The organism is Sulfurimonas autotrophica DSM 16294 (assembly GCF_000147355.1).
Taxonomy (GTDB): Bacteria; Campylobacterota; Campylobacteria; order Campylobacterales; family Sulfurimonadaceae; genus Sulfurimonas; species Sulfurimonas autotrophica.
Genome location: NC_014506.1, coordinates 1,872,029 through 1,888,515, shown reverse-complemented (window position 1 = coordinate 1,888,515; position 16,487 = coordinate 1,872,029). Strand labels below are relative to the sequence as shown.

16 protein-coding genes are annotated in these 16,487 nt (G+C 37.4%); 13 read left to right on the top strand and 3 right to left on the bottom strand.

The genetic code is table 11. From position 1 onward, the window contains the following. Positions 1-4: 4 nt before the first annotated feature. Together SAUT_RS09595 and SAUT_RS09590 are read left to right on the top strand one after the other, a co-directional pair. On the top strand, positions 5-571 hold the full coding sequence (locus SAUT_RS09595) for a hypothetical protein (RefSeq protein ID WP_013327690.1): 567 nt from the start codon (positions 5-7) through the stop codon (positions 569-571). Beyond that, positions 558-1,187, top strand: a complete 630-nt coding sequence (locus SAUT_RS09590; protein WP_013327689.1) for a class I SAM-dependent methyltransferase — start codon at positions 558-560, stop codon at positions 1,185-1,187. Before SAUT_RS09595 ends, SAUT_RS09590 begins: the two co-directional genes overlap by 14 nt. A 15-nt stretch (positions 1,188-1,202) precedes the next feature. On the opposite strand, the gene SAUT_RS09585 is transcribed toward SAUT_RS09590, so the two are convergent. Then, a complete protein-coding gene (locus SAUT_RS09585; protein WP_013327688.1) occupies positions 1,203-2,153 on the bottom strand; it encodes a ribonuclease Z in 951 nt (316 codons plus the stop codon). A gap of 67 nt (positions 2,154-2,220) precedes the next feature. Between SAUT_RS09585 and SAUT_RS09580 the strand changes: the two genes are divergently transcribed. The 3 genes from SAUT_RS09580 (at position 2,221) to tsaA (ending at position 5,265) form a co-directional block, all read left to right on the top strand. Further along, the gene (locus SAUT_RS09580) at positions 2,221-3,933 is read left to right on the top strand and encodes an oleate hydratase (RefSeq protein WP_013327687.1); all 1,713 of its coding nucleotides are present in this window, start codon (positions 2,221-2,223) and stop codon (positions 3,931-3,933) included. A gap of 126 nt (positions 3,934-4,059) precedes the next feature. Further along, complete coding sequence (locus tag SAUT_RS11110; protein WP_013327686.1) at positions 4,060-4,773, top strand: c-type cytochrome; 714 nt, start codon at positions 4,060-4,062, stop codon at positions 4,771-4,773. Continuing rightward, positions 4,774-5,265: a tRNA (N6-threonylcarbamoyladenosine(37)-N6)-methyltransferase TrmO gene (tsaA, locus tag SAUT_RS09570; RefSeq protein WP_013327685.1), complete on the top strand. Its 492-nt coding sequence runs from the start codon at positions 4,774-4,776 to the stop codon at positions 5,263-5,265. On the opposite strand, the gene SAUT_RS11200 is transcribed toward tsaA, so the two are convergent. Further along, positions 5,157-5,438 (bottom strand): NifU family protein, encoded by a 282-nt coding sequence (locus tag SAUT_RS11200; protein WP_083778316.1) that lies wholly within the window; start codon positions 5,436-5,438, stop codon positions 5,157-5,159. The genes tsaA and SAUT_RS11200 overlap by 109 nt on opposite strands. Positions 5,439-5,506: 68 nt before the next feature. On the opposite strand from SAUT_RS11200, the gene SAUT_RS09565 reads away from it, so the two are divergent. The 8 genes from SAUT_RS09565 (at position 5,507) to SAUT_RS09530 (ending at position 14,711) form a co-directional block, all read left to right on the top strand. Then, on the top strand, positions 5,507-6,205 hold the full coding sequence (locus SAUT_RS09565) for an MBL fold metallo-hydrolase (RefSeq protein ID WP_013327684.1): 699 nt from the start codon (positions 5,507-5,509) through the stop codon (positions 6,203-6,205). 62 nt (positions 6,206-6,267) lie between these two features. Further along, on the top strand, positions 6,268-8,820 hold the full coding sequence (alaS, locus tag SAUT_RS09560; RefSeq protein ID WP_013327683.1) for an alanine--tRNA ligase: 2,553 nt from the start codon (positions 6,268-6,270) through the stop codon (positions 8,818-8,820). Further along, positions 8,820-9,356 carry a hypothetical protein gene (locus tag SAUT_RS09555; protein WP_013327682.1) on the top strand — a complete coding sequence of 179 codons (537 nt, stop codon included), beginning with the start codon at positions 8,820-8,822 and terminating at the stop codon, positions 9,354-9,356. Before alaS ends, SAUT_RS09555 begins: the two co-directional genes overlap by 1 nt. Further along, complete coding sequence (gene maf, locus SAUT_RS09550) at positions 9,346-9,903, top strand: septum formation inhibitor Maf (RefSeq protein ID WP_013327681.1); 558 nt, start codon at positions 9,346-9,348, stop codon at positions 9,901-9,903. Before SAUT_RS09555 ends, maf begins: the two co-directional genes overlap by 11 nt. Further along, positions 9,903-10,919 carry a sensor domain-containing diguanylate cyclase gene (locus SAUT_RS09545; RefSeq protein WP_013327680.1) on the top strand — a complete coding sequence of 339 codons (1,017 nt, stop codon included), beginning with the start codon at positions 9,903-9,905 and terminating at the stop codon, positions 10,917-10,919. Before maf ends, SAUT_RS09545 begins: the two co-directional genes overlap by 1 nt. Further along, positions 10,916-12,010: an aminotransferase class I/II-fold pyridoxal phosphate-dependent enzyme gene (locus tag SAUT_RS09540; RefSeq protein ID WP_013327679.1), complete on the top strand. Its 1,095-nt coding sequence runs from the start codon at positions 10,916-10,918 to the stop codon at positions 12,008-12,010. The genes SAUT_RS09545 and SAUT_RS09540 overlap by 4 nt, the downstream gene beginning before the upstream one ends. Further along, positions 12,007-12,699, top strand: coding sequence for an ABC transporter ATP-binding protein (locus SAUT_RS09535; RefSeq protein WP_013327678.1), 693 nt, complete (start codon positions 12,007-12,009; stop codon positions 12,697-12,699). Before SAUT_RS09540 ends, SAUT_RS09535 begins: the two co-directional genes overlap by 4 nt. Then, complete coding sequence (locus SAUT_RS09530) at positions 12,696-14,711, top strand: penicillin-binding protein 1A (RefSeq protein ID WP_013327677.1); 2,016 nt, start codon at positions 12,696-12,698, stop codon at positions 14,709-14,711. Before SAUT_RS09535 ends, SAUT_RS09530 begins: the two co-directional genes overlap by 4 nt. Here SAUT_RS09530 and leuA read toward each other — a convergent pair. Next, the gene (gene leuA / locus SAUT_RS09525; protein WP_013327676.1) at positions 14,708-16,375 is read right to left on the bottom strand and encodes a 2-isopropylmalate synthase; all 1,668 of its coding nucleotides are present in this window, start codon (positions 16,373-16,375) and stop codon (positions 14,708-14,710) included. The two genes, SAUT_RS09530 and leuA, sit on opposite strands and share 4 nt — an antisense overlap. Positions 16,376-16,487 lie beyond the last annotated feature (112 nt).

Here is a 16,487-nt window from a genome sequence, read left to right as displayed (position 1 = left end):
AAATATGAGTGTAGATTTAAGCGATATTGCCCAAGAAAATTATAAATATGCACTACACTTGGCTACTTGTGATGGTGTGATTATTTATAAAAATGAAACATTTGAGCTTGCAAAAGTAGAAAAATATACTGCATTTGAGAACGTAGATTTTTGGCGCAATATTTCACTTTCAACTGAGATACTCTTAAAAGCTTGCATGCTCAAACATCAGGTCAATTTTTTTCACAGACGCGCGCATGGGAAATATGGTCCAAAAGTGGCGGCATTTACAAATGAATGGCTTGCACAAACACTGCATGAGCTAGATATATCTTATGTGGCACAAATAAATACCGGAACAGTCGGTACAACACTCAAACGTGCCGAAGTGAAATTTTTTACAAAATCTTGGATGGATCAAGAAAAGGTGAAGCTGATACGAGAGATGTTTTACGTCATCATAAGAACCCGGCGTAACCGAAACACGCATTTTTTCTTTCCAAACCAGAGTCATATTGACATGGCTGAGGTGGAAATGATTTATCTGCCGCTTTTAAATTTACTAGGAGAACTTTACGATGCCAAAAATTAAACCGTTTGAAAATTTTTCTCAGGAGTATGAACTCTGGTTTTTAAAACATACAGAGCTCTATGAAGCTGAAGTAAAAGCGATAAAGAAGCTTTTGCCTCCTTTTAAGAATGGTATTGAAATTGGTGTTGGTAGTGGACAGTTTGCCATACCTCTTGATATTAAAACAGGCGTTGAACCTTCAAGTGCAATGGCTAAAATAGCCGAAACGAAAGGGATTAAAATTATAAAAGGTGTTGCTGAAAATATTCCTTTGGCAGATGAAAAGTATGATTTTGTTCTTATGGTAACTACTATCTGTTTTGTTGATGATCCTCTTATGAGTTTAAAAAATATTTATAGAATTTTAGAACCAAAAGGTGCTGTGATTATCGGATTTGTAGATAAAAATTCACAACTTGGAAAATTATATGAGCAAAATAGCCAACAGAGCCGTTTTTATAAAGAGGCACATTTTTACACTGCTGAGGAGATTATAAATTTGTTAGAAAAAGTTGGATTTTCTCATGTTACTTGTGTCCAAACTCTTTTTGGAAATGATGTAAATCATATGAACACTGCGGTGAAAAAAGGGTATGGAGAAGGAGCTTTTGTAGCTATTTTGGCACACAAGGAATAAAAAACGCAATAGAGATTATTGCTGTTCAAGCCCTCCATCCCGCGAAAGATAAAAAACATCAAAATCATTAGCTACAAAACACCTGCCTTTGTATGAAGATTTTATCTCGTCACAAACCATCTGTGTATCATAAGAGCTGCCTTGTGAGTATCTTGCGCTGATGTGGGTTGCTATGAGGTTTTTGACATGATGTTTTTGTGCTGCAATGCCCAGATTTTTCGCCGTTGTGTGAAGAAACTTTGTCGGCAGAGCATCGTAAACTTCTTGTGTGTAAGTGCTTTCATGTACCAGCAGGTCAAGATTGTCCAGATGCTCACCCAGAATATCAGGTTCACTGTTGTCTCCGGCTATGATGAGCGTTCTTCCCGGTATGGGACAAAGCATATACTCACTTGAGACAAGCTCTTTGCCTTTGTGTGTAATGTTGTTTCCGCGTTTGAGTTCTCCATAAAGCGGTGAAGGTTCCAGTCCTTCTAATCGCAGCTTTTTTTCATCAAGTTTGTTTGTGATGTCATGCTCTTTTATAAAATAGGCAAAACTCTCCACAGAATGTACAAGCGGGAGAACTTGGAGTGAAAATTTGTCAAAGCTCAATTCAGTGTTTGCTTCTATTTCGATTATTTCTAGTTTATAACCTAGATGTTCCTTTGAAGTGTCTATGACACACTCAATGAAGCGTTTTATCCCTTTTGGTCCATAGATTGTAAGAGGAGAGAAGGCTTTGTCGAGTGTTTTCGAAGAGAGCAGTCCCGGCAGTCCGTAGTAATGATCGCCATGCAGATGGGTGATGAAAATTGTACAGAGCTTTCCAACTGAAAGAGAAGTTTTGAGTATCTGATGCTGCGTAGCTTCTCCGCAGTCAAAAAGATACCATTTGTTGTCTTGATCAAACTCCAAAGCAAGAGCTGTAACATTTCTCTCTTTTGTCGGCTTGCCGGCACTTGTTCCTAAAAAGGTAAGTTTCAATGTAAATTCCTTATATTTTGTAATATAATGATAAATAGTTAAAATCTAAAGACAAGGATACCCAATCATGAATAATTATCAAAGAGTCCATCCGCGTAAACCCGCAGGCATTGAAAATAAACGAGCTTTTTTAATTGGTTCGGGTATAGCTTCTTTGGCCGCTGCTGAGTATTTGATGCGTGATGGCTACATGAGGGGCCCTCAGATAACGATATTTGAAGAGAGTAGTTTAGTCGGTGGTGCGTTAGACGGTACAGGTAATCCAGAGGAGGGCTTCGTTGCACGCGGAGGACGAGAGATGGAAGAGCATTATGAGTGTTTGTGGGATTTGTACGCTGGGGTACCGTCATTGGAAGAAGAGGGAAGAACTGTTCTTGATGAGTTAAAAGAACTCAATGATATTGATCCAAACTTTTCAAAAGTGAGAGTAATTTACAATAGAGGAGAAAAACAGCGCTCTACAAGCTTAGGGTTGGAAGAAAAGCACATAAAAGAGTTGACAAAATTACTTTTGAGTAAAGAAGAAGATTTGGGTACGACAACTGTTGAGGAGTATTTTGAACCATCTTATTTTGAGACAGATATGTGGCTTTACTGGAGAAGTATGTTTGCTTTTGAACCGTGGCACAGTGTTGTCGAGATGAAGCGCTACATGCACCGTTTTATCCATCTTTTACCGGGAATGAGTACGATGCGGGGTTTGGTGTTTAGCAAGTATAACCAATATGACTCTTTGATGCTTCCACTAAAAAAACTTCTAGAGGATAAAGGTGTCAACTTTGTTTTTAACACCACGGTAAATGATTTAGAAATAGATATTAAAAAGAAAAAAAAAACAGTAACCGCCATCCATCTTTGCAAAGAGGGTAAAGAAGAGGTCATAAAAACAGGCGAGGATGATTTAGTCTTTTTCACTAACGGTTCAATGGTGGAAAACTTTTCTTTTGGAGATATGCATACAGCTCCTGTTTTAAATCGTAATGAGGGCGCGTGTTGGGCATTGTGGAAAAAACTGGCACAAAAAGAAGAAGCCTTTGGCAAACCGGAAGTTTTTTGCAGTGATATAGACAAAACAAAATGGGAATCATTTACCATAACTGCCAAGGGTCCAAAAATGCGCCAACTTCTTGAGGACTTTGCAGAGAGAAAATTTTTGCCGCACAAAACGGCAACGGGTGGGATTATTACCATCAAAGATTCGAACTGGCTCATGAGTGTCACGGTAAACAGACAGCCGCAGTATAAAAACCAGCCTTTTGATTATACGGTAGCTTGGGCATACGCACTCTATCCTGATAACAAAGGTGATTTTATCGACAAGAAAATGAGTGAATGTTCAGGAGAAGAGTTACTTAAAGAACTGCTGTACCATTTTGGAATAGATGAAGGGGATATGGAGGCGTATGTTGATGAGTGTATCGTTATTCCTGTGATGATGCCTTATATAACAAGTCAGTTTATGCCCAGACTCCAAGGAGACAGACCGCATGTTGTACCCAAAGGCAGTGTAAATCTGGCTTTTTTAGGACAGTTTTGTGAGATAGAGGGTGATTGTGTATTTACTGTTGAATATTCTGTTCGTTCTGCAATCACAGCAGTTTATACACTACTCAATCTTGATAAAAATGTTCCAAAGATTTATCTGAGTCAGTATGATATTCGTGCATTGGCAGCAGCTATAAAAACGATGAAAAGTGAGCATGAAGGTTTTATAACACGCTTGGTTGAAAGTGTTATCAGAAAAAAATTAAAAAATACAACTTTTGAGAAGCTGCTTTAGAAGATTATTCTATAAGTATTTTCTGAACTTATTATATTGATAAATTTTATTGATTATTCTTGACATATTGAATATATGTCCGTTATAATTATCATACTTTAAAATGAATAATAAGGTAAAAATAAAATGAAAATAATACTTGGCTTTGTGTTGATTTTTTTCTTTGCAGGATGTGAGAAAAAACATACATCAAATTTAGATGGCAAAAAACTGCTAGAAGAAAAATGTTCTGCTTGTCATAATCTTGACTTACCACCAAAAACATTTACAGATGAAAAAGCACCGCCAATGATGGCTGTTGCTTTTCATATAAAAGATTTTATCAAAGCCGGCAGCGAGAGTGATAAAATTCCAAAAGCGATTGACTTTGTAAAAGATTATGTTGTCAATCCAAATGCATCAAAGTCCTTTTGTGACAAAAAAAGTTTAGAGAGTTATGGTGTGATGCCATCACAAAAAGCAAATGTGACGCAAAATGAATTAGAAGCCATAGCCGAGTATATGTTTGAACATTACACTCTTAAAAATTTAACTAAGGCACAGGCAATCGAGAACAGACTACGAAAAATGCCTGCAGGTGAGAGACTTGCTTTAAAATATAATTGTTTAAGTTGTCACAAAAAAGAAAAAGATGTAGTCGGCCCTTCTTTTGCTAAAATAGCAGCACGTTACAGCGATGATGTTGTATATCTTAAAAAAAGTATTGAAGATGGCAGTGCAAAAAGATGGAAAGACTATCGAGGTGCTGTTATGCCTTCTTTTAGAAATAAAATTAGCGATAAAGAGCTAGATGTTTTAGTAGAGTGGATAAGTAAAATGAAAAGAATAAAAGAGATATAAATGCAGATAAACTTAAGACAAATTGCTACCATTAAATCTCCTTTTTGTGAACTGACAAATATGCCTGTGCAACCTTGTGGTGCAAGTGAAATATATGCGCACATAGAGTTCAAAGAAGAATTTGCAGAGGGATTAAAAGATTTAGAGGGTTTTAGTCATGTTTATTTGATTTATTACTTTCACAAAATAGAAAAACATCAACTCAGTGTCATCCCTTTTAATGATACAACAAATACACCTCGTGGGGTATTTTCAACAAGAACACCGATGCATCCAAACAGTATAGGACTCTCCGTAGTCGAACTTGTGGATGTGCAAAATAATATTGTTACGATTAAAGGAGTGGATATTTTAGATGGTACGCCACTTTTAGATATTAAGCCTTACATTGAAAATTTTGATAAAATAGAAGGTGAAGTGAAAAATGGCTGGATGAAGTCCTCAAGCCAAGAAGTGAGTGCAATCCGCTCAGATGAGCGGTTTGTGAAATAGGCGATATAAGCTTTTTTTGAACAGCCACCGCATGCCCCTGTTAAAGTAATATAAACAGTTCCGTTTTTTACTCCTAGAAGCTTAATATCTCCACCGTGTGATTTAACATATTCACTTATTTTAAGCAAATAATTTTTAACAGCTGTATAAATATCTTCATCAATAAATGTCATTTGTCTATTCCCTTTTTATGTAATTATAATTTATACTTTTGTTAACTATTAGAAGATAAAATGCTTTTATGAAAATTTTATTTGATAACAACAATTTTGATGAACATATATGCTCTATTTGTAAACCTTTGTGGGGATTTAGTGCCTACTTGCAAGAGTATAAACTGCTCTTTGATACTGGAAGCAATGGCAGGTTTTTGCTAAAACATATGGAAGTTTTGAGTATGGATGTGAAGGAGATAGAGTATATTTTTGTTTCTCATTCGCATTGGGACCACATCGGCGGTCTCGATAGCATCATAGAACTGAACCCTGATGTGACGTTGTTTGTTCCTGAATCACTCCCTAAGCATCTTATAAACGACCTGAAAACTTTAGTAAAAGAGGTAATAATATGCACAAGAAAACCGCAGCAACTTCTCAAAGGTGTATACACAACAGGGCTTTTGGGTGATGCAACGGCGGAACAGTCTTTGGTTATTGATGCCAAAGAGACAAAAGTTATCACCGGTTGCGGACACTTTGGCATTCAAAATATCACTCAAGTTGCCTCAAAAATCATCGGCAAAAAGATAGACTTTGCTATAGGTGGTTTTCATCTTTTAAGAAGCAGCGAAGCGGAGATACAGGAATCCATAAACGTAGTAAAAGCCTTGGGTGTAAAAAAAGTTCTTCCGACTCACTGTACAGGGGATAAAGCTATCCAAATGTATAAAGATGTCTTTGGTGAAAACTGCTTTGCAGGCGGAATTGGCGTAAAAATTTAAAAATATTATCTTTTTAGCTTCTTTTGGATATAATCGCGTAATTTTATAAAAGAGAAATATACATGGATATCAGAGAAGAGTATTTAAAGTTTTTTGAATCAAAACAACATACAAGAGTTCCATCGGCACCTTTAGTGCCTGATGATGCGACTCTGCTTTTTAATAACGCGGGCATGGTGCCGTTTAAGTCGATTTTTACGGGTGAAGTTCCTCGTCCTGCAAATCCTCGTGCAACATCTTGTCAAACTTGTATCCGTGCAGGCGGTAAACACAATGACCTTGAAAATGTCGGACATACCGCACGTCATCATACATTTTTTGAGATGTTGGGTAACTTTAGCTTTGGAGACTACTTCAAAGAAGAAGCTATAGCCTATGCCTGGGAGTTCATCACCGAAGTATTGCATTTAGACAAAGACAAACTTTGGGTAACTGTTCATGAGAGCGATGATGAAGCAGAAGCAATGTGGAAAAAACATATAGCAGCTGAGCGAATCATGCGTTTGGGTGATAAAGATAACTTCTGGTCGATGGGCGACACCGGACCGTGCGGACCGTGTTCTGAAATCTTTTATGATCAGGGAGCGGAACATTTTACAGGTCCTGAGGACTATATGGGTGGCGAGGGAGACAGATTTTTAGAGATTTGGAATCTTGTTTTCATGCAGTATGAAGTCAAAGAAAAAGGCGGTCAAAGAGTTCCTCTTGCACATCCGTCTATAGATACGGGAATGGGGCTTGAACGTGTTGTAGCCATCAAGGAAGGGGCACTTTCAAACTACGGCTCCTCTTTATTTATGCCGATAATCCGTAAAGTTGAAGATATGATAGGCAAAGAGTATATCTATGCTTCGGGTGCTTCTTATCGTGTTATTGCCGACCATATCAGAACAACAGTATTTTTACTGGCACAAGGTGTAAACTTCTCAAATGAGGGGCGCGGTTATGTACTTCGCAGAATTTTACGCCGTGCTGTACGTCATGGATATCTTCTTGGATTTCGAGAACCGTTTATGTATAAACTTGTGGATACGCTTGTGGACATTATGGGCGGTGAATATGAGTACCTTAACACAAAAGCCAATGCTGTTAAAGAGCAGATAGAACTTGAAGAAGCGAGATTTTTCAAAACAATCGAGTCGGGAATTGCGCTTTTTAATATGGAAATGCAAAATACGAAAGATGCGTTTTCGGGAGAAGTTGCTTTTAAACTTTATGACACCTACGGTTTTCCGTTAGATTTGACAGAAGATATGCTTAAAGAAAAAAATCTGTCACTTGACACGGCAAAATTTGAAGAGTTGATGAGCGAGCAGAGAAAACGTGCAAAAGCTGCCTGGAAAGGAAGTGGAGATGACGCTGTAAGCGGCGACTTTAAAGCGCTTTTAGAAGAGTTCGGTGAAAATGAGTTTGTCGGATATGAGACAACACACCATGCAAGTAAAGTGTTGTCGCTACTTGATGAGAATTTTATAAGAGTAGAAGCGCTTATAAAAGGGCAAAAAGGGTGGGTCTTTTTAGATGTAACGCCTTTTTATGCCCAGAGCGGTGGGCAGTGTGGTGATGCCGGAGAGTTAAAAGAGCATGCAAAAGTGCTTGATACGAAAAAGTTTTTTGGACTGAATCTTTCTAGAATCGCAGTAGAGAATGAACTCAAAGTAGGTGATGCAGTGGATGCAGAGGTTGACATTTCACGTAATGAGATTACAAAACATCACTCTGCTACGCACCTGCTTCATGCGGTACTTTTCGATGTTCTCGGTGAGCATATCTCTCAAGCGGGCTCACTCGTAGAAGCAAATCGTTTGCGTTTTGACTTTTCACATCCAAAAGCGGTGAGTGAGCAGGAACTGCAAGAGATAGAAGAGCGTGTAAATGTAGAAATCATGCGTGCAATTCCCGCACAGACAGAAGTACTTCCTATAGAAGAAGCAAAAAAATCAGGGGCAAAAAGTCAGTTTGGCGAAAAGTACGGCGATGAAGTACGTGTCGTAAGCTTTGCAGATGCTTCCGTCGAATTCTGCGGCGGTGTACATGTAGAAAATACGGCAAATATCGGCTCATTCATCATTACGAAAGAGAGTGGTGTCAGTGCGGGTGTCAGACGAATAGAAGCAGTTTGTGGAAATACAGCGTACAAATATTTCTGTGAGCAAAGAGCGCTTCTAAAAGAGGCACAGGGTGAAGTGAAAAATCTTGACCTGCTTGCCGGCATTCATAGACTTAAATCAAATATTGCAGAGCTTAAATCTGAATTAAAAGAGGCTCAGGAGTCTGCAAAAGTGGAAATAAAAACTGATGCTATTAACGGTGTAACGGTTGTAGTGGATGAACTCCCAAGCGGTGATATTAAAGAAAAAATCGATGAGTTGAAAAACCAAAATGACAAACTCTGCGCAATGCTTTTTCAGGTCAAAGGGGACAAAGTCCTCATCGCTGCGGGAGTCAAAGGCTGTGAGGCAAAAGCGGGTGATTGGATTAAAAAAATAGCACCGATTCTTGGCGGAGGCGGCGGCGGTCGCCCAGATTTTGCCCAAGCCGGCGGAAAAGATGCTTCAAAACTGCCTGAGGCAAAAGAAGAAGCGATGAAATTTATAACCGAGGTACTCGGTTAATGAAAGAGATGATGATTGAACTTTTTGCGGATTATAGAACGCAAATAGTCTTTTTACATGTAGTTTCTGCCGTTGTATGGGTTGGCGGTATGGTCGCTATGAAATTTGCCGCGCATGCTTCATTTATGCAGATAGAATCACCAATGCACAGGTTAGAACGAATCTCTCAGGCACTGAAACGTCTTTTTATGATTGTTTCGCCTTTTGTGATTATACTTATAATTACAGCCATTATTATGGCCGTGGGACTCGGCTTTCGTGCAGCGGCAGTGGATGCAAACGGAAATGTTATAGATACGTATGCGATGCACATATATAATCTTGTTCATACGAAAGAGGCTATCTGGATGTTGATGAGTACCAATCTCGGGATGATGATTCTCAGACGTAACAAAGCAGATAAACTTTTGCAAAAAGGTGACACGACAGGTGCGAAAAAAGCGCTTGAACTCATTGGAAAATATATGGTTCCCGTAAATATTGTACTTGGAATTGTTGCAATTTATTTGGGAGTTACTTTAAGAAATGCGTATTAGACTCTGTTCCTCATCCCAAACACGCGCCATGCTATTAGAAAAAGCAGGCATTGATTTTATTCAAGAGAGTGTTGATTTTGATGAAGAGAGCATTATTGCAAGTTGCCCGAAAAATTTTGTTTATCAGGCAACTCTAGGCAAATACGAAGCAAACCTCAAAGCATTCGGATATGAAGACTATCCGCTTTTGGTGGCTGACACGGTGGTTACAAGTCAAGGGCATATTTTAAGAAAAGCACGCTGCAAAGATGATGCCCGTAATATTTTAATGACACAAAGCGGAAATATTACGAGCATCATTACATGTATGATATATCATTCAAAAAAGAAAAAAATTATAGATATTTCAAAAACAGACTATTTGTTTGATGAGTTTAATCAAGAGAGCTTAGAAAATTATTTAGACAGCGGTGATTGGCGCGGTAAAGCCGGAGCCTGCATGGTCGAAGGGTTTTGTAAATCTTACATTAAAGAAGTCAAAGGGTATGAAAGTACTGCGATGGGTCTTTGTGTCGAAGTTTTACAAACATTTATGGGTGAGTCGTGATGGGTTTATACAAAAAGTACAGCTTCTTTGTTAATATTTTACTTGCATATTTACTTGTAATTTTTGTCACGTTAAAATTAAGTTTGATATGGATTATTGCTCTTATTACACTTTTATTTGTTGGTATCAGCATTCTTTTTTATCATTATAACGAACAAAAACATTATTATAAAGATATTATTGATAATTCTTTAAACATTGTTTTAGTAAGTGACATGAGCAGGATTGTTTCTGCGAATAAAACTTTTTTTAAATACTTTAAAGGGTATAGAAATATTGAAGAGTTTTCTCAAAAACATCACTGTATATGTGATTTTTTTGTAGAGGAGGAAGGGTATATTTCACAAATCAATGATGGCTTGAGCTGGATAAAATACCTGTTGAAGAATAAGGTCGTGTACCATAAGGCAAAAGTGAAAATTAACGAGAATGTCTATTATTTTTCTATTTCAGCTTCTGTACTAGATGAGAAAAACAACCTTTACGGAGTAATATTATCCGATATTACCGAACAAGAACATTATAAAAAAGAGCTGGAGTCGCTGGCTATTAATGATGCGTTGACAAATATCGGAAACCGCCGCTTTTTTCATCAAAAATTTGATGAACAGATTGTATTGACACAGCGCTATAATCATCCTTTTTCACTGGTTATTTTTGATATAGATTTTTTTAAAAAAGTTAATGATAATTACGGACATGATATGGGTGATAAAGTGCTTGTTGAATATACAAAGTATATATCTTCTATATTAAGAGATACAGATATCTTTTGCAGAATCGGTGGTGAAGAGTTTATTGTGATTTTGCCAAATACCACTAAAGACAAAGCCTATTTATTGGCTCAAAAATTAAGAGAAAGTGTAGAAAACTATAAAGAAATTCTTCCTATTACGATGAGTTTTGGTGTTGCAGGGTATGAAAAAGGCGATGATGATACTTCAATATACAAGAGAGTAGATGTGGCGCTCTATAAAGCAAAAGAGACGGGGAGAAATAAGGTAGTTCTTGGATGAACCCTTATGAAAAAGAGCTCAAAGCTCTTAAACGGGCAGGGCGTTACAGAACACGTGAAATTGTAGACAACAGACTGCACGATTTTGCCTCAAATGATTACCTTGGACTTTCGCATCATAAAGAACTTCATACGCTTACATGTAAACAATTAGCCGGGTATCCTTTGAACAATTCCAAAGCCTCTATGCTTGTAAACGGCTACCATCAAATACATAAAGATTTTGAAGATGCTTTGTGCAGAGCCAATGATTTTGAAGCAGGCATAGTTTTAGGCAGCGGTTTTAATGCAAACATTGCTTTGATAGAATCACTTGTTCGCAGAGGCGATACGCTTTTTATGGATGAACTGTACCATGCTTCAGGCGTGCTTGCTTCACAGCTACACAATATTGATGTAGTATTTTTTAAGCATAATGATATGCAGGCGTTAAAAAGATTGCTGCAAAATTCAAATGCCAAACGAAAAATCGTTGCGGTTGAAGGGATTTACTCTATGGACGGTGATTTGTGCGACAAAGAGGTGTTTTCTCTTTGTGATGAGGCACAAGCTCTTTTGATTGTAGATGAAGCACATAGCAGCGGTGTAGTTGGAGAAAAGCTGATGGGTATTTTTGACTACTATGGGATTGAAATAAAAGAAAATTACATAAAAATGGGAACGCTTGGCAAAGCATATGGAAGTTTTGGTGCTTTTATACTTTCTTCACAGCATATATCAGAATACCTTTTAAATCGTGCGAAACCCATTATTTACGCGACTTCACTCTCTTTGTATGATACGCTTTTGGCACATAATGCACTCAAATACATCTTATCAAACAGTGAAACTTTAAAAAAAGAGATAGCACTCCGCCAAACAATAGTTTTAGAAGAATTGGGCTTACATGTAAAGGGCTTGATTGTTCCTATTGGCATTGGCGATAATAAAAAAGTTATAGAAATAAAAAACAAGCTGCTTACATGTAACTATAGTGTAGGAGCGATACGGCAGCCCACAGTTTCATCGGCAATCATTCGTTTAATAGCCAGACTGGGCGAGAGCAGCGAATCTCTACGAGATGTATGCAGACAATTGGCAGGTATGATATGATGAATGTCTCAAAACTCAAAATTATTTATAATAATGAGGCTTTGGTGGATATCGCATTTGATATTTCATCTTCATTGGCACTGATAGGACAAAGCGGGAGCGGTAAAAGTCTAACGATTAAAGCTCTTTTGGGGATGCTTCCAAAAGAGATGAAGCTTCAACTCGAAGATAATTTTGACTTTGAATTAATTGGAGGCAAAACAGTCTCTTTTGTTCCACAGAACCCTTTTACAGCGCTCTCTCCTCTTACAAAAATAAAAAAACAGTTTTTCAGTGACATAAAAAGAGTGCAGGAACTTTTTGATGAAGTGGGCCTGAGTTATGGTTTACTTGATCGGTTTGTACCTGAACTCTCAGGGGGACAACTTCAGCGTGTTGTCATCGCAATTGCGTTAGAATCAAAACCAAAATTACTCTTACTTGATGAGCCGACAACGGCACTTGATCCGGATACAAAAGAGATGATTATACAACTACTAAAAAAACTTCAAAAAAAAGAGCAGTTTAAAATGCTTTTTGTGACACATGACATTATTTCTGCAAGAGAATTATGCGAGGGTGTAGCAATTATCAAAAATGGAAAAATCATTGAAAGCGGAAAAATGAATGAAGTGATGCAAAACCCAAAACAAGAATATACAAAAATATTGATAGAGGCAAATTTTGCCAACAGGGAATTTAGAATATGAAAAAAATATTGAAAAAAACATTTATAACGTTGCTGGTTTTAGGGTTTTTATCTCCTTTTATAATCCTTGGCTATTACCTGGTAAGTTATGATTATGACATCTCTTCGCTGGTAAATTACAAGCCAAAGCAAACAAGCAGAATATATGATAAACATGGAGAAAAAATAGCCAATATCTTTGATAAACAACATAGATATTATGCTTCATTCAATGAAATTCCTCCAAGAATTGTCGAAGCGCTTGTAGCCATTGAGGATACAACTTTTTTTGAACATTCAGGGGTTAATTTCGATGCAATTTTTCGTGCAATCATAAAAGATATAAAAGCAAGAAAAATGGTTGAAGGTGCGAGTACGATTACACAGCAGCTGGTAAAGAATAAGCTTTTGACAAGAGAGAAAAAACTTTCACGAAAGATAAAAGAACTGATATATTCATATAAACTTGAAAATGCACTGACAAAAGAACAGATCTTGGAACGTTATTTAAATGAAATTTATTTTGGGCATGGCTATTATGGTGTAAAAACAGCAGCAGACGGTTATTTTCATAAAAAACTCTCTGACTTGACACTCAAAGAGATGGCAATACTTGTAGGTCTGCCAAAAGCACCAAGTACCTATGCCCCTACAAAAAACTACGATATTTCTATGGGCAGAGCCAACCGAGTTATTACAAGAATGCATACGTTAGGCTGGATTGATGATGCAGCTTTTGAAAAAGCTTTGGCAGAAACACCTGTTGTCTATGATGACACGCTTACACAAAACAAAGCACCTTTTATTGTGGATGAAGTTGCACGCAGATTTAGAGAGATGGGACTGAATGATTTGAAAACAGGCGGGTATGAAATATATACTACGATTGATCTGAAGCTTCAAGATGTTGCCCGTCAATCATTGCAATATGCATATACTTCAGCACTTAAAAGAATTAAAAAATACAAAGAAAAAGATGAAAAAAAGTTACAAAAAGCACTGGCAAATGCAGATGAAGAATTTAAAGTTCAGGATGTCAATGTTTCTCAGTTAAACGGAGCTCTAGTATCACTTGATTCTAAAAGTGGAGATATTTTGGCACTTGTGGGGAGTGTTGATTATAAACAAAGCTCTTATAATCGTGCGACACAAGGTAGGCGTCAACCAGGCTCTGCTTTTAAACCTTTTATATACCAGGTGGCGATTGATTTAGGCTATTCCGGTGCTACAAAACTTGTAGATATTGCTCAAACGTATGAGTATGAAAAAAACGGGCAAGAGATGAAGTGGCAGCCTAGAAATTATGAAAAAAATTATAAAGGACTTATTACCTTACGAGAAGCGTTAATTCACTCGAGAAACCTTGCAACTATTAATCTTGTGAATGATATAGGCCTTTCTCAGCTGCTTAAAGAGCTCAAACGCTTTCATTTCAAAAGTCTTCCCAATGATTTGTCTATTTCACTTGGTACAATGTCCATGTCTCCGCTTGAACTTGCACAATACTATACTTCATTTTCAAACTACGGGATTCAGGTCAAGCCTCACTTAATAGCCAGTATAGATCAAGGCGGCAGTACAATTTATGAAAAGCAGGATATTTCTTATTATATAACCGCACCGACGCAGGCTTTTATAATGACTACAATACTGCGTGATGTAGTACGAAGAGGAACAGGACGAAGAGCAAGGGTCAGAGGTATAGAACTTGCAGGAAAGACAGGAACGACAAATAACAACATAGATGCCTGGTTTGCCGGTTATTCTCCTACTGTTGAGACTGTTGTCTGGTTTGGAAATGATGACAATACACCGATGTATCATAAAGAGACGGGAGGACGTGTTTCCGGTCCTGCATTTGCTTATTATTTTAGAAATGTATTGAAATTATATCCGCAGATAAAAAGAAAATTTGATGTACCCGAGGGGATTATTGAAGTAGATATAAATGGCAAAAAAGAGTATTTCAGCGATATTTCAAAACCACCAAGAAGAGAACAGGAAGTCGACCCGGAAGCCGAACTTCTATTTTAAGAGTTTGGTTTGAACGCCCGATTTAAGGCGCAAAACATAGCTTTTATGGAAGCTATCGTGATGTCATTATCTGCACCGACTCCAAAGCAAGAAAGAATTTCTTTGCTTTGAATTTCTATATATGCTACTGCTTTTGCAGTGCTTTTATCGCCACAGGAGTGTTCAGAGTATGACTTTATACTAAAATCATTTTTATACTTTTTCATCAGTGCATTTTTACAGGCATCAATAGGGCCGTTTCCCTCTCCCTGCGATGTAATGACGCTGTCATCATACTTGTATGTTAAAGTACATGTAGATGTCCCATTATCTGAAGAGAGCGTAAAGTCTATAAAAGAGATATGCTCCTCAATATTAAAATAGGTGTTTTTAAATACTTCCAAAATCTCGTCAGGTTCTAATTCTCGACCCTTTTCATCACTTAAAGTCTGCACTGCACGACCGATTTCAGGATGCATTGCCTTTGGTAACTGGTAACCGTAGTTGTGCTCTAAAATATAAGCCACACCGCCTTTTCCGGATTGTGAGTTGATACGGATAATACTCTCATAGGTACGTCCAACATCAGCCGGATCTATCGGTAAATAAGGAACTTCCCAAAAAGGGTCCTCTTTGGACTGCTGATATGCAAGCCCTTTGTTGATTGCATCTTGGTGAGAACCGGAAAATGCTGTATAAACAAGTTCTCCAACATAAGGATGTCTAGGATGCGTTGGAAGTTCAGTACATGTTTCAACCACTTTGACGACTTCATTAATATTTGAAAAATCAAGCCCTGTATCTATGCCTTGTGAAGTCATATTTAAAGCAATGGTAATAATATCGACATTTCCTGTTCGCTCACCGTTACTTAAAAGTGTTCCCTCGACTCTGTCGGCACCTGCTAAAAGAGCAAGTTCTGTTGCTGCGATAGAAGTGCCTCTATCATTATGTGTATGTGTTGAGATGATGACATTTTCACGGTTGTCCAAATGTCTGCTCATCCACTCTATCTGGTCTGCATAAATATTCGGTGTTGCCATCTCCACTGTTGCCGGGAGATTTATGATGACTTTTCTGTTTTTATTTATACCCCAGCGTGCAGTTACTTTGTTTGATATACGTGCTGCAAAGTCCAACTCTGTTCCTGTAAAACTTTCAGGAGAATACTCTAAAAAGATTTCTCCGTTGTGATTGGCTTCATATTTTTTGACCAAATCAACACCTTCTAAGGCAAGTTCTATAATCTCTTCTTGAGATTTTCCAAAGACTATTTTTCTTTGTGCAATAGAAGTCGAATTATAAAGATGAACGGTCGCTTTTTTAACACCTTCAAGTGCTTCAAAAGTTTTAGCAATAAGATGCTCACGTGCCTGGACCAATACCTGAATAGTAACATCATCAGGGATTAAGTTGTCATCTACAAGTTTACGTAAAAAGTCAAATTCTATTTTTGAAGCAGATGGAAAACCAACTTCTATTTCTTTGAAACCGAGTTTGAGTAAGAGTGCAAATAATTCAAGTTTTTTGTTCATGTCCATTGGGTTGATAAGTGCCTGATTACCATCACGTAAATCTACACTACACCATATAGGAGCTTTTGTTATAGTATTATCAGGCCATTTTCTATCTGGCAATTCTATTTTGGGATAAGGTCTGTATTTACCTTTAGGAATATTCATCATAATGAATCCTTTTTACTTGAATTATTAACAGATGCACTCTTACATACACTATTAATTGCGGAATTATATCTAATTTTTGATTATAAAAAGTTTGTAGAAGTTTGTTTGAAAG